This window comes from Micromonospora sp. A200 (assembly GCF_029893845.1).
GTDB lineage: Bacteria > Actinomycetota > Actinomycetes > Mycobacteriales > Micromonosporaceae > Micromonospora > Micromonospora purpureochromogenes.
In genome coordinates, this window is the sequence record NZ_JARXXY010000018.1 from 111,808 (window position 1) to 123,859 (window position 12,052).

Sequence of the window (12,052 nt, forward strand, 5' to 3'; positions counted from 1 at the left end):
AGCGCCTAGTGTTTATCAACATGTCGACCTTGGCCTACGAGATCGTGGACGTCTTCACCGATCGCCCGTTCGCCGGCAACCCGCTGGCCGTGGTGTTCGGCGCCGACGGGCTCGCCACCGAACAGATGCAGGCGCTCGCGCTGGAGTTCAACCTCTCGGAAACGGTGTTCGTGCTGCCGCCCACCCAGGTCGGGGCCACCTACCGGGCCCGGATCTTCACCCCGGCCGCGGAGTTGCCGTTCGCCGGGCACCCCAGCGTCGGCGCGGCGGTCACCGCCAGCCGGCGCGGGATGTTCGGTGTGGGCAGTATCACCCAGGAGTGCGCCGCCGGGGTGCTGCCGATCGAGGTCGGCGAGACCGGTGCCACCCTGACCGGCGGCACCCCCACCCTCGGGCCGGAGCTGGACCCGGAGCCGCTGCTGGAGATGGCCGGCCTCACCGCCGACGACCACGCCGGCCCGGCGCCCCGGGTGGCCGGCTGCGGGCTGGAGTTCCCCTACCTTCCGGTCCGCCCGGACGCGGTGGCCCGCGCCAAGGTCAACGCGGCGGCGGCGGAACGGTACGGGGTGGAGCATGTCAGCGTCTTCTCCTGGGACGCCGAGACGCAAACCGCGCACGCCCGCGTCTTCGTGCCCGGGCTCGGCGTGCCGGAGGACCCGGCCACCGGCTCGGCCGCCCTCGGGCTCGGCGTCTGGCTGGTCGCCAGCGGGCTGCTCCCCGGCGACGGGCGCTCCGCGTACGCGGTCCGCCAGGGCATCGAGATCCACCGGCCGTCGGCGCTGGCCTGCACGGTGACCGCGGCCGACGGGGCGGCGGTCGGCGCCACCGTCTCCGGCCAGGTCATGGCGGTGGCCCGGGGCGAGATCCTGGTCCCGCCGTTCGTCGGTTGACCGGAGCCGGTGACCGCACGCCCCACGTACGAGAGGATGCCGGTGTGACGGACGAGGTGGACGCCCCGGTGTCGACGCCCCTGGTCGACGAGGCGATGAAGAAGGCGGCCGTGGCCTGGGTGAGCGTCGGCGACGGCCCGGCGCTGGCGCTGTGGTGCGTACCGCTGGAGGGGTCGCTTTTCGTGGTCAGCGGGCCGGGCGAGCAGTCCGCGCCCGGGCTGGCCGAGGCGGCGCAGGTGCGGGTGACCCTGCGCGGCGACCACGGCGGGCGGATCGTGACCTGGCCGGCCCGGGTGACCCGGTTGGCGCCGGGCACCGAGGCGTGGGAAACCTCCGCCCCGCTGGTGGCGGCGAAGCGGCTGAACGCCCCCGGACCCACCGCCGACCTGGTGGCCCGCTGGGTGGCCGACGGTTGCGCGCTGACCCGGCTCGCCCCGGCCGGCGCGCCGGACGCCGGCCCGGACCTGCCGGCCGACTCGCTGGCCGAGGTGCCGCGCGAGACTCCCGCTGTGCGCGCCACCCGTAAACCGTTCCGCCTGCACAAGGTCCGCCGCCGGTGAGCGACTGTCGGGAAACACCGCCCGGGCTTCCCGACAGCCGCTGAGCGCTCAGCAACCCACCGGCACCGCGTCGACCAGCTCGACCACCTCGCTCAGCGAGCCGACGACCGGGCCGTCCCAGTCCGGCTCGGCGTCGAAGACCAGATGCCCGGCCAGGTCGGGGGCGGCCAGCCGCACGGCGGTCATCCCCGCCCGCTGCGCGCCGGTCAGCTCCCGGCTGCCGCCGTCGCCGACGTAGAGGCAGTCCTCGGGCCGCAGGGCGAGCCGACGGCAGGCGGCCAGGTAGAGCGCCGGGTCCGGCTTGCACCGGCCGACGTGGACGGAGAAGATCCGCGCGTCGAGCAGCGGGGCGACGGCCAGCTGCGGCAGGAACGCCGGCAGCTCGTGGGTGCAGTCGCTGACCACGCCGGTGCGGATGCCCCGCTCCCGCAGCGCGGCGAGCGCGGGCACCGCGTCGCCGCGCAGCCGGGTGTCGGCGCGTACCGCCCGGTGCCGGGAGGCCACCGCCGCTCGGACGGCGTCGTCGGAGGGGTGGATGCCGGCCTGGGCGCAGACCCAGCGCAACGTCGCCTCGGCGTTGCCGTGCCGGCCGCTGGCCCGCTGGTAGAAGGTGCGGTCGAGGACCGCGGCGAGCGTGTCGACAGGACAGCCGAGCAGCTCGGCGGTGGTTTCGTGGGCTGCGCCGCGCTGGACGCAGCGGGTCAGGGTGCCGAAGAAGTCGAACAGCACCGCGGGGTACCTGGGCATGGGAAAGCGCCTCCGGACGTCGAGGGGATCGCCGGTGCGGACGCGCATGATCGTAACGGGGCGTTGACGCTCAGTGGTGTCCAAAGTTGTGTGAGTATTGCTCTCCGTGTCGCCCACCCCGCACCGCCCGACGGTGGACCCGCTGACCGTCGGCGTCCTCGCGCTCGCCGTCACCGCCGTCTCCTCCTCCGCCCCGCTGATCGCCTTCGCCGCGGCCCCGGCGCTGGCCGTCGCGTTCTGGCGCAACCTGCTCTCGGTCGCCGTGCTCGGTCCGCTCTCGCTGGCCCGCCGCCGGGCCGAGTTCCGGGCGCTGACCGTGGGGGCGGGCCGGCGGGAGGGCTGGTACTGCGCGCTCTCCGGCGTGGCGCTGGCCGCCCACTTCGCCACCTGGATGCCGAGCGCGCAGCTCACCTCGGTCGCCGCGGCCACCGCGCTCGGCGCCACCCAGCCGGTCTGGCAGGGGCTGATCGCCCGCTGGCAGGGCCGGCACCTGCCGTACGCCGTCTGGGTCGGCATCGCGGTGGCCGTGACGGGCGCGGTGCTCGCGACCGGCGCGGACGTCGCCGTCTCCGGGCGGGCCTTCGCCGGGGACCTGCTGGCGATCACCGGCGGCCTGTTCGCCGCGGTCTACACCGCGTTCGGCGAGCGCGCCCGGGCCACCATCAGCACCACCACCTACACCACCATCTGCTACGGGGTGTGCGCGCTGATCCTGCTGGTGGTGTGCCTGGTCGGCGGCGTGCGACTGCGCGGGTACGACTCCGCCACCTGGTTGGCCATCCTCGGCCTGGTCGCCGGCGCCCAGTTGCTCGGGCACTCGATGTTCAACTACGCGCTGCGCCGCGTCTCGGCCACCACGGTCAGCGTGCTGATCCTGCTGGAGGCGCCCGGCGCGGCCCTGATCGGCTGGGTCTGGCTCGGCCAGCTGCCCCGCCCGCTCGCCCTGCCCGGGCTGGCCCTGCTGCTGGTCGGGGTGGCCGTGGTGGTGGTCGGTGGCGCCCGCGCCGGCCGCCGGCCCGCACCGGCCCCGGTCCCCGCCGACGCCGCCCCGCCGGCGGCCTGACTCCGGGTCGCCCCGTCCCCGCCAGGCGGTCGACCAGCGGCCCCGACGCCGAGGCCACCCGCCGCGCGACCCCGGATCGGCCCGCCCGGCCCACCGCCGGCCGCCCCGCCCGCTCGGCGGGAGAACGCCGATTCCACCGCCACGACCGCCGCTCGCGCGTGAGAGTGCGGAGGGAGGTGTGGCGAGATGGCGCGGCGACCGGGCGACGAGGACGAGGCCGACAGCGGCACCGTCGTCACCCCGTCGGCCGAGTTCCCGCCGCTCGCTCCAGAGGAGCTGGGCACCCTGCGCCGGATCGGCGACCGCTGGCGCGCCGACCAACCCGGCGAGCTGCCGATCGACCCGACCCTCGGTCGGCACGGGGAGCGTCCCACCCCGACCCGCTTCGGCCGGCTCGCCCCGATCGCCATGTTCCGCCGGGAGCAGCCGGACGAACTGGTCGCCACCGAACCGGCCAACCTGCCCGGCACCCGGTTCGGCCGGGCGCTGACCCGGCTGCGCCGGGCCGTCTTCGGGCCGCCGCTGTCCAGCGCGGCGGTGCTCTACGAGCGGATGCGCAAGCTGGTGGCGCTGCCGGTGCTCTCCTCCGACCTGCTCAGTTCGGTGGCGTACGGGCCGGAGGCGATGCTGGCCGTGCTGGTGCTGGCCGGCAGCGCGGCGTTGGGACTCTCCCTGCCGCTGGCCGTCGCGCTGGTGGTGCTCATGATCGCCGTCGGCGTCTCCTACCGGCAGACCATCCACGCCTACCCGCACGGCGCGGGGTCGTACATCGTCGCGGGGGACAACCTGGGCTCCGCGGCGGGGCTGACCGCGGCGGCCGGGCTGATCCTCGACTACGTGCTGACCGTGGCCGTCTCGGTGGCCGCCGGGGTGCACGCGGTCACCTCGGCGCTGCCCGGGCTGGCGCCGTTCGCCGTCCCGCTCGGGGTGCTGGTCATTGCGGTGCTCCTCGCCGCCAACCTGCGCGGGGTCCGGACCGCCGGCAACATCTTCGTGCTCCCCACGTACGCCTTCGTGGTCGCGCTGCTGGCCCTGCTGGCGGTCGGCTACCTGCGGGTCGCCGGGCGCGGCTTCACGCCGGTGCCGCCGCCGGCCGTGCCGGCGGCCGAGGGGCTCGGCCTGCTGCTGGTGCTGCGGGCCTTCGCCTCGGGCGCGGTGTCGATGACCGGCATCGAGGCGGTGTCCAACGCGGTCCCGGCGTTCCGCCCGCCGGAGTGGCGCAACGCCCGCACCACGCTCGGCTGGATGGTGGCGATGCTGGTGCTGCTCTTCGCCGCGCTCACCCTGCTGTTCCACCTGGCCGGCCTGGTGCCGAGGGTGGACCAGACCCTGCTGTCCCAGCTCGCCCGCAGCACCTTTCCGACCGGCCCCTGGTACGGCCTGATCCAGGCCGCCACCGCGCTGATCCTGCTGCTGGCGGCGAACACCGCCTTCAACGGCTTTCCCCGGCTGCTGTTCTTCATGGCCCGGGCCGGCCACGCGCCGCGCCGCTTCCTGCACATGGGGGACCGGCTGGCCTTCAGCAACGGCCTGGTCGCCCTCGCCGCAACCGCCGCGCTGGTCTTCGTCGCCTTCGGCGGGTACACCGAGGCGCTGATTCCGCTCTACGCGGTCGGGGTGTTCCTCGCCTTCACCCTCTCCCAGGCCGGGATGGTGGTGCACTGGCGCCGCCGACGCGGGGCCGGCTGGCGGGGCCGGCTGGCGGTCAACGCGGTCGGCGCCACGCTCTCCGGGCTGGTGCTCGTCACCGCGGCGGTCGCCAAGTTCACCGAGGGCGCCTGGGTGGTGGTGATCGCCGTACCGCTGCTCGTGTTCCTCTTCCACCGGGTGCACCGGCACTACCGGAACCTGCACGCCGCGCTGGCCCTGCACCCGCCGCCGGTCGCGCCCGTCGCCGCCGGGCCCGCGGAGGGGGAGGAGCTGCCCCAACAGGTACGCCACCTGGTGGTGGTCCCGATGGCGCGGCTCAACCGGGCATCGCTGCGCGCCCTGGCGTACGCGGTGTCGCTGGGCCAGCCGACCCTGGCGGTGCACATCGCGCCGGAGGAGGCGGAGGCGGACCGGTTCCGCGAGCAGTGGCGGGCCTGGGGGGACCACGTGCGGCTGGAGACCATCGTGTCGCCGTACCGGGCGGTGATCGGGCCGCTGGCGCACTACCTGGAGGCGCTGCACGACACCGGGCCGGAACTGGTGCTGACCGTGATCGTGCCCGAGGTGGTGCTGCGCCGGAGCTGGCACCGCCCGCTGCACAGCCGGGCCGAGCAGCGGCTGCGCCGGGCGTTGCGGCCGCTGCCGGGGGTGGTGGTCACCAGCGTCCCGGTGCACCTCAGCGAGTGACCGTGGGGCCGCCCGGTGGGCGGTCAGCGGTCCTGGACCTCGATCACCCGGGTGGTCGGTGCCGCGTCGCCGATCGCCGCCCGCTGGGCCAGCCGGTCCGGGTCGGCCAGGAACGCCGCCAGCCCGGCCCGCGACGCGAACCGGATCAGGTGCACCTCGGTCCGTTCGTCGGTGCTGTGCAACCGCCGTTCCAGCCGTCCGCCGTGCCGCCCGAGCAGCCCGAGCACGGCGTCCTCGTACCGGTGGCCGGCATCGACGGCGTCGGGTGCCAGGTCGACCACCGCCACCAGGAGCAGCCCCTCGTCCGGGGCGCTCATCCGTCGATGCCGACGGCCTCGGCGCTGGCCGTCCAGAGCCGGGCGGCGAGCTGCGGGTCGGCCGCCTTGCGCAGCGGCCGGCGCAGCTTCCGGTCGGCGTAGTAGGCGCCGTCGACCAGCCGGGACGGGTCCTGGTTGGCCAGCCAGACCAGCGTCTCCGCGCCCCGCTCCGGGCTGCGGAACGGCAGCAGCCGCATGCCGAGGGCGACCAGCCGGCTGTCCGCCCCGAACCGGGTCCGCACCACCCCGGGGTGGAAGCAGTACGACCGGACGTCCGGCCAGCGCCGGGCCGCCTCCGCGGTGAACAGGATGTTCGCCTGCTTGCTGGTGCCGTACGCGCGGACCGGCCGGTACGGGCGCAGCGTGGCGTTCAGGTCGTCCGGGTCGAGCGCCCCGCTGCGGTGCGCCCCGGAGGCCGTCACCACCATCCGGCCGATCCGGTCGGCCAGCAGGTTGCTCAGCAGGAACGGGGCCAGGTGGTTGGCCTGCATGGAGAGCTCGAAGCCGTCCACGGTGGTGAGCGGTTCCAGCACGATCGCCCCGGCGTTGTTGGCCAGCACGTCGATCCGGTCGTACGCGGCCCGCAGCCGCTCGGCGAGCCCGCGTACGTCGTCCAGCACCGCGAAGTCGGCGCGGAACAGCTCGGGGCGCTCGCCGCAGGCCTCGCGTACCCGGTCGCCGGCGGCCTGGAGTCGGGCCGGGTCCCGCCCGACCAGCACGACCCGGTCGCCCCGGCGGGCCAGGGCCGTCGCGGCGGCCAGGCCGATGCCGGAGCTGGCCCCGGTCACCACCACGGTCCGACGCCCAGTGAGATCTTCCACAGGTCCATTCACCCCGGTCACGGCACGAGGTTACCGTGGCGTCACAACGCCCTTTGGGATCGTTAAGTTCTCGTTCTCGTCATCCAGGTGGCGTCGGCGTGCCCGCCGAACGCTGGAAGGAGCGCATCCTATGGCCGCAGTCGGTCGCCCCCGCCGGTCCTGCCTCGCCGTGCCGGGTTCCAGCGTCAAGATGCTCGGCAAGGCCCAGGGCCTCCCCGCCGACCAGGTCTTCCTCGACCTGGAGGACGCGGTCGCCCCGCTGGCCAAGCCGGACGCCCGAAAGAACATCGTCGCGGCGCTCAACGAGGGCGACTGGGCCGGCAAGACCCGGGTGGTCCGGGTCAACGACCTGACCACCCCGTGGACCTACCGGGACGTCATCGAGGTGGTCGAGGGCGCCGGGGCGAACCTCGACTGCATCATGCTGCCGAAGGTGCAGAACGCCGCCCAGGTGCAGTGGCTGGACCTGACGCTGACCCAGATCGAGAAGACCCTGGGCCTGGAGGTCGGCCGGATCGGCATCGAGGCGCAGATCGAGAACGCCGCCGGCCTGGTCAACGTCGACGCCATCGCCGCCGCGTCGCCGCGGGTGGAGACCATCATCTTCGGCCCGGCCGACTTCATGGCCTCGATCAACATGAAGTCGCTGGTGGTCGGCGCGCTGATCCCGGACTACCCGGGCGACCCCTACCACTACATCCTGATGCGGATCCTGATGGCCGCCCGGATGCACGACAAGCAGGCCATCGACGGCCCGTTCCTGCAGATCCGCGACGTCGACGCGTTCCGCGAGGTGGCCAAGCGCTCCGCGGCGCTGGGCTTCGACGGCAAGTGGGTGCTGCACCCCGGCCAGATCGACGCCGCCAACGAGGTCTACCAGCCAGCCCAGGCCGACTACGACCACGCCGAGCTGATCCTCGACGCGTACGAGCACTACACCTCGGAGGCCGGCGGCAAGCTCGGCGCGGTGATGCTCGGCGACGAGATGATCGACGAGGCGTCCCGCAAGATGGCCCTGGTGATCGCCGCCAAGGGGCGCGCCGCCGGGATGACCCGCACCTCCAGCTTCACCCCGCCCTCGGAGTGACCCGTACGCCGCCGCCCCGGGCGACCGGGGCGGCGGCACCGGTCAGTAGGTGCTGCTGTCGTAGGTCGATGGGTCCTGGTTCGCCAGCCAGACGAAGAACACCACGATGGCGATGGTGGCCAGCAGCGCGATCACGGTGGCGATCCAGCCCACGATGATGCCGGCGGTGGCGAAGCCCTCGCCGCCTTCACCCCGCTCCCGGATCTGCTTGCGGGACACGTGGCCGAGAATCGCGCCGATGAGCCCGATCCAGCCGCCGAGCCCGTAGCCGCAGAGGCCGAGCGCGCCGAGGATCGAGACGACCATCGCGGCGATGGCCAGACCGTTGGTCTGCGGGGCCGGCGGGTAGCCGTACCCGGGGTAACCGGTCGGGGGCGGGTAGCCGTGCGGCTGGTACGGATCGACCGGAGCCGCCTGCGGCGGCATCGCGGCGGCGTACGGGTCCGGCGGGGCGTACGGGTCCCTGCCCGTCGGCTGCGCCGGGATCGGCTGGCCGCTGACCGGCAGTGTCGGGTCGCCGGCCGGGTTGCTCCAGCCGCCGGACGGTGGGGGATAGGTCATCAGGTCTCTCCGTCGCGTGTGGGTGCGCCGTCAGGGTAGTCATGACCGGACAAACAAGAGGTCCCCGTGGTGCCGCGTTGCCCGGGACGTCCCGAACGGGCAGGATCTCCGCATGGCTATCGACGCGCGTGGTGCCGACCGTTCCGGCAGCCGACCGAGGCGGGACGTGAGCCGCCCCGGGCTGGCCCGGCGCACCCGCGCCGTGGCCACCATTGGGCCGGACGACCAGGACGAGCCGGTGCCGGTGGCCGAGCCGGTCACCATGCGGTTGGACGGGCGGGTCGCCCTGGTCACCGGCGCGGGCAGTCCCGACGGCATCGGGTACGCGACCGCCCGCCGGCTGGCCGACCTGGGCGCCCGGGTGGCGATCGTCTCCACCACCCGGCGGATCCACGAACGGGCCGGCGAGCTGGGCGTGACCGGCTTCGTCGCCGACCTCACCGACGAGTCCGAGGTCGGCGCGCTCGCCGACGCGGTGGCCGAGCAGCTCGGCGACGTCGAGGTGCTGGTCAACAACGCGGGCCTGGCCAGCCGGGCCAGCCCGGAGGTGCTGCGCCCGGTGGCCCAGCTCAGCTACGACGAGTGGCGGGGCGAGATCGACCGGAACCTGACCACCGCGTTCCTGTGCAGCCGCGCCTTCATCGGCGGGATGGCCGAGCGGGGCTGGGGGCGGATCGTGAACCTGGCGGCCACCGCCGGGCCGGTGAACGCGCTGCCCACCGAGGCGGCGTACGCGGCGGCCAAGGCCGGTGTGGTCGGGCTGACCCGTGCCCTGGCGATGGAGATGATCGCCGACGGGGTGACCGTGAACTCGGTGGCCCCGGGCACCATCTACACGGCGGCCTCGACGGTGGCCGAGATCAAGCAGGGGATGGGCACCCCGGTCGGGCGCCCCGGCACCCCGGACGAGGTGGCCGCCGCCATCACCTTCCTCTGCTCGCCGGCCGCCTCGTACATCACCGGGCAGATGCTGGTGGTGGACGGCGGCAACAGCGTCCGCGAGGCGCAGTTCCGCTGACCCCCGCCCGGGTCAGTTGTAGGTGCCGCCGCCGCCGTCGGAGTTGGCCCAGACGGCCAGGGCGATCCAGCCGCAGCAGGCGAGCAGGCCGATCGCGGTGAAGACGTAGCTGAGGATCAGCCCCCAGGTGGCGAGCTGGTCACCGTCCTCGCCGGTCCGCCGGATCTGCCGCTTGGCCAGGTGGCCGAGGACGATCCCGGCCGGGGCGAAGACGAAGGCGAAGACCAGCGACAGGATCGCCATGGTGTTCGGTCCGCCGCCGCCTCCCGGTGGCGGGCCGTACTGGCCGTACGGGCCCTGCGGCGGGTACGCCGGCTGCTGCGCCCACTGCTGGTGCTCCTGCGGCTGCTGGCCCCACTGCGGCTGGTCCGGCTGCTGGCCCCATTGCGGCTGCTCGGGCTGCTGGCCCCACTGGGGCAGCCCGGAGGGCTGGCCCGGCTGCTCGTACGGCGACGGCGGCTGCTCCGGCTCGCCGGGTGGTGGATGACTCACGTCCGTTCGCCTCCTCCGCCGCAGGTCACAGCGCCTCTCTCTTGCGGACGCTACCCGCAGCGGTGAACCTTTTCACAGCGGTTGTGTGGACTGGTCACCTTGGCCTCGACCGTCCCGGGGCCGATACTGACCGAGCGTTCAGTTACCCATGAGTAATGCGCCGATCCCCCGGAGGCTGAGATGGCCAGACTCGCCCAGACGCCCGGCCTGACCGACGTGCAGCGGTCGATCCTGGAAACCGTCCGGGAGTTCGCCGACAAGGAGATCATCCCGCACGCGCAGCGGCTGGAGCACGCCGACGAGTACCCGACCGACATCCTCGACGGGATGCGGGAGATGGGCCTGTTCGGTCTCACCATCGACGAGGAGTACGGCGGCCTGGGCGAGTCCCTGCTGACCTACGCCCTGGTGGTCGAGCAGCTGTCGCGGGGCTGGATGTCGATCTCCGGCATCGTCAACACCCACTTCATCGTGGCGTACCTGATCTCCCAGCACGGCTCCGCCGAGCAGAAGGCCCGGCTGCTGCCGAAGATGGCCACCGGCGAGGTGCGCGGCGCGTTCTCGATGTCGGAGCCGGAGACCGGATCCGACGTCTCGGCGATCAAGTCGAAGGCCGTCCGCGACGGCGACAACTACGTCCTCAACGGCCAGAAGATGTGGCTGACCAACGGGGCGTACTCGTCGGTGGTGGCCACCCTGGTCAAGACCGACACCGGCGCGGAGTCGGTCTACGGCAACATGAGCACCTTCCTGCTGGAGAAGGAGCCCGGCTTCGGCGAGACCGCGCCCGGCCTGACCATCCCCGGCAAGATCGACAAGATGGGCTACAAGGGCGTCGAGACCACCGAGATGGTGCTCGACGGCGTCACCGTCCCCGCGTCCGCCGTCCTCGGCGGCGCGGACCAGGTCGGCCGTGGCTTCTACCAGATGATGGACGGCATCGAGGTCGGCCGGGTCAACGTGGCCGCCCGGGCGTGTGGCATCTCCATCCGCGCCTTCGAGCTGGCCGTCCAGTACGCCCAGCAGCGCCGCACCTTCGGTCAGCCGCTCGCCAAGCACCAGGCCATCGCCTTCAAGCTCGCCGAGATGGGCACCAAGATCGAGGCCGCGCACGCGCTCATGGTCAACGCCGCCCGGCTCAAGGACGCCGGCCAGCGCAACGACGTCGAGGCCGGCATGGCCAAGCTGCTCGCCTCGGAGTACTGCGCCGAGGTCGTCCAGGAGGCGTTCCGCATCCACGGCGGCTACGGCTACTCCAAGGAGTACGAGATCGAGCGGCTGATGCGGGAGGCGCCCTTCCTGCTCATCGGCGAGGGCACCTCGGAGATCCAGAAGACCATCATCTCCCGGGGCCTGCTCAAGGAGTACAAGCTCTGACCGGTGCGCCGGTCACCGTCCGGCCGGCTCGGCAGCCGGCTCCGGGGCGGTGACCGGCCCGCCCGCCAACACGTACGGGCGCGACCGGTACTCCTCGATCGCGGCGGCCAGCCGCTGCTCGGGCACCGCGGTGTCCCGACCACCGACCACCGGCGCCGGTTCCAGCGACTGCCACCTGACCGGTCGCAGCCGTACCCCGTTCAACCGGCTCTCCCGCTTGTGCAGGCTGACCCGGTCGATGTTGGACCAGTCGTAGGACTGGCTGCCGTAGCGGATCCCGCTGGCGGTCAGCGCCAACCGGCCGGTGAACCGCGTCTCCCGGTACGCGATCCGTCCCACAGCCGCCGCCGCGCCGAGGACCAGCAGTGTCCGGACGATCCGGCCCCACTCCCGGTCGGTCGGGAACCACGAGGTGATCACCACCGCCGTCCCGGCCACCAGGGTCAGGTCCGCCAGGAGACCCGCCCAGCCGGCCAGCGACCGGCGGGCCACCAGTCCGGGCTCGACCGCGTCCCGGCCGGCCACCCGGGCCGTCCAGGCCAGCCGGCCGTTCCGCCGCGGCCACCAGCGCCGTTCCAGTTGGTGCACGCCGAACATCAGCCAGGCGACGCAGGCGAAGCTGTCGAAGGTGGTGGACCGGGACAGTGCCAGCAGTGGCGCGGCCACCGCCGCCGTGACCGCTGCGGCGACGGCCAGGGAGAGCAGGCGGCGCGACCAGAGTCCGTCCCGCGTCGGGGGCAGGCGCAGACGCGGCGTCCGCAGCAGAGGCATGGGCGCAGGGT

At 73.8% G+C, this 12,052-nt stretch carries 13 protein-coding genes; 7 read left to right on the plus strand and 6 right to left on the minus strand.

Features of this window, described 5'->3' with window-relative positions; genetic code table 11:
- The first annotated feature begins 20 nt into the window (after positions 1 to 20).
- Both M2302_RS19100 and M2302_RS19105 read left to right on the plus strand, forming a co-directional pair.
- A complete protein-coding gene (locus tag M2302_RS19100) occupies positions 21 to 890 on the plus strand; it encodes a PhzF family phenazine biosynthesis protein (protein ID WP_280839207.1) in 870 nt (289 codons plus the stop codon).
- Between the two features lie 95 nt (positions 891 to 985).
- A complete protein-coding gene (locus M2302_RS19105; protein WP_280839251.1) occupies positions 986 to 1,450 on the plus strand; it encodes a hypothetical protein in 465 nt (154 codons plus the stop codon).
- 48 nt (positions 1,451 to 1,498) lie between these two features.
- Here M2302_RS19105 and M2302_RS19110 read toward each other — a convergent pair whose 3' ends face one another.
- Positions 1,499 to 2,197 carry an HAD family hydrolase gene (locus M2302_RS19110; RefSeq protein WP_280839208.1) on the minus strand — a complete coding sequence of 233 codons (699 nt, stop codon included), beginning with the start codon at positions 2,195 to 2,197 and terminating at the stop codon, positions 1,499 to 1,501.
- Between the two features lie 106 nt (positions 2,198 to 2,303).
- Between M2302_RS19110 and M2302_RS19115 the strand changes: the two genes are divergently transcribed.
- Together M2302_RS19115 and M2302_RS19120 are read left to right on the plus strand one after the other, a co-directional pair.
- Complete coding sequence (locus M2302_RS19115; protein WP_280839209.1) at positions 2,304 to 3,260, plus strand: DMT family transporter; 957 nt, start codon at positions 2,304 to 2,306, stop codon at positions 3,258 to 3,260.
- 186 nt (positions 3,261 to 3,446) lie between these two features.
- The gene (locus tag M2302_RS19120) at positions 3,447 to 5,597 is read left to right on the plus strand and encodes an APC family permease (protein ID WP_280839210.1); all 2,151 of its coding nucleotides are present in this window, start codon (positions 3,447 to 3,449) and stop codon (positions 5,595 to 5,597) included.
- 23 nt (positions 5,598 to 5,620) lie between these two features.
- Here the strand turns inward: M2302_RS19120 and M2302_RS19125 are convergent, their stop codons facing one another.
- Together M2302_RS19125 and M2302_RS19130 are read right to left on the minus strand one after the other, a co-directional pair.
- Positions 5,621 to 5,914, minus strand: a complete 294-nt coding sequence (locus tag M2302_RS19125) for a hypothetical protein (protein WP_280839211.1) — start codon at positions 5,912 to 5,914, stop codon at positions 5,621 to 5,623.
- The gene (locus tag M2302_RS19130) at positions 5,911 to 6,735 is read right to left on the minus strand and encodes an SDR family NAD(P)-dependent oxidoreductase (RefSeq protein WP_280839212.1); all 825 of its coding nucleotides are present in this window, start codon (positions 6,733 to 6,735) and stop codon (positions 5,911 to 5,913) included. The genes M2302_RS19125 and M2302_RS19130 overlap by 4 nt, the downstream gene beginning before the upstream one ends.
- A 130-nt stretch (positions 6,736 to 6,865) precedes the next feature.
- Here M2302_RS19130 and M2302_RS19135 point away from each other — a divergent pair, with 130 nt between their 5' ends.
- Positions 6,866 to 7,822, plus strand: a complete 957-nt coding sequence (locus M2302_RS19135; RefSeq protein ID WP_088964118.1) for a CoA ester lyase — start codon at positions 6,866 to 6,868, stop codon at positions 7,820 to 7,822.
- A gap of 42 nt (positions 7,823 to 7,864) precedes the next feature.
- On the opposite strand, the gene M2302_RS19140 is transcribed toward M2302_RS19135, so the two are convergent.
- Positions 7,865 to 8,383, minus strand: a complete 519-nt coding sequence (locus M2302_RS19140; protein WP_280839213.1) for a DUF4190 domain-containing protein — start codon at positions 8,381 to 8,383, stop codon at positions 7,865 to 7,867.
- A 112-nt stretch (positions 8,384 to 8,495) separates the two neighbouring features.
- Between M2302_RS19140 and M2302_RS19145 the strand changes: the two genes are divergently transcribed.
- Positions 8,496 to 9,401, plus strand: coding sequence for an SDR family NAD(P)-dependent oxidoreductase (locus M2302_RS19145; RefSeq protein ID WP_280839214.1), 906 nt, complete (start codon positions 8,496 to 8,498; stop codon positions 9,399 to 9,401).
- A 12-nt stretch (positions 9,402 to 9,413) separates the two neighbouring features.
- On the opposite strand, the gene M2302_RS19150 is transcribed toward M2302_RS19145, so the two are convergent.
- Entirely contained in the window at positions 9,414 to 9,893 is a 480-nt protein-coding gene (locus tag M2302_RS19150) for a DUF4190 domain-containing protein (RefSeq protein WP_280839215.1), read from the minus strand.
- 180 nt (positions 9,894 to 10,073) lie between these two features.
- On the opposite strand from M2302_RS19150, the gene M2302_RS19155 reads away from it, so the two are divergent.
- Positions 10,074 to 11,270 (plus strand): acyl-CoA dehydrogenase family protein, encoded by a 1,197-nt coding sequence (locus M2302_RS19155; protein WP_210777474.1) that lies wholly within the window; start codon positions 10,074 to 10,076, stop codon positions 11,268 to 11,270.
- Positions 11,271 to 11,282: 12 nt separating this feature from the next.
- Here M2302_RS19155 and M2302_RS19160 read toward each other — a convergent pair whose 3' ends face one another.
- Positions 11,283 to 12,041: a hypothetical protein gene (locus tag M2302_RS19160; protein ID WP_280839216.1), complete on the minus strand. Its 759-nt coding sequence runs from the start codon at positions 12,039 to 12,041 to the stop codon at positions 11,283 to 11,285.
- Positions 12,042 to 12,052 lie beyond the last annotated feature (11 nt).

Coding starts and splice junctions, on each gene's coding strand:
- M2302_RS19145 (WP_280839214.1), top strand. CDS start 8,496: ATGGCTATCGACGCGCGTGGTGCCGACCGTTCCGGCAGCCGACCGAGG.
- M2302_RS19120 (WP_280839210.1), top strand. CDS start 3,447: ATGGCGCGGCGACCGGGCGACGAGGACGAGGCCGACAGCGGCACCGTC.
- M2302_RS19160 (WP_280839216.1), bottom strand. CDS start 12,041: ATGCCTCTGCTGCGGACGCCGCGTCTGCGCCTGCCCCCGACGCGGGAC.
- M2302_RS19125 (WP_280839211.1), bottom strand. CDS start 5,914: ATGAGCGCCCCGGACGAGGGGCTGCTCCTGGTGGCGGTGGTCGACCTG.
- M2302_RS19100 (WP_280839207.1), top strand. CDS start 21: ATGTCGACCTTGGCCTACGAGATCGTGGACGTCTTCACCGATCGCCCG.
- M2302_RS19155 (WP_210777474.1), top strand. CDS start 10,074: ATGGCCAGACTCGCCCAGACGCCCGGCCTGACCGACGTGCAGCGGTCG.
- M2302_RS19105 (WP_280839251.1), top strand. CDS start 986: ATGAAGAAGGCGGCCGTGGCCTGGGTGAGCGTCGGCGACGGCCCGGCG.
- M2302_RS19135 (WP_088964118.1), top strand. CDS start 6,866: ATGGCCGCAGTCGGTCGCCCCCGCCGGTCCTGCCTCGCCGTGCCGGGT.
- M2302_RS19140 (WP_280839213.1), bottom strand. CDS start 8,383: ATGACCTATCCCCCACCGTCCGGCGGCTGGAGCAACCCGGCCGGCGAC.
- M2302_RS19110 (WP_280839208.1), bottom strand. CDS start 2,197: ATGCCCAGGTACCCCGCGGTGCTGTTCGACTTCTTCGGCACCCTGACC.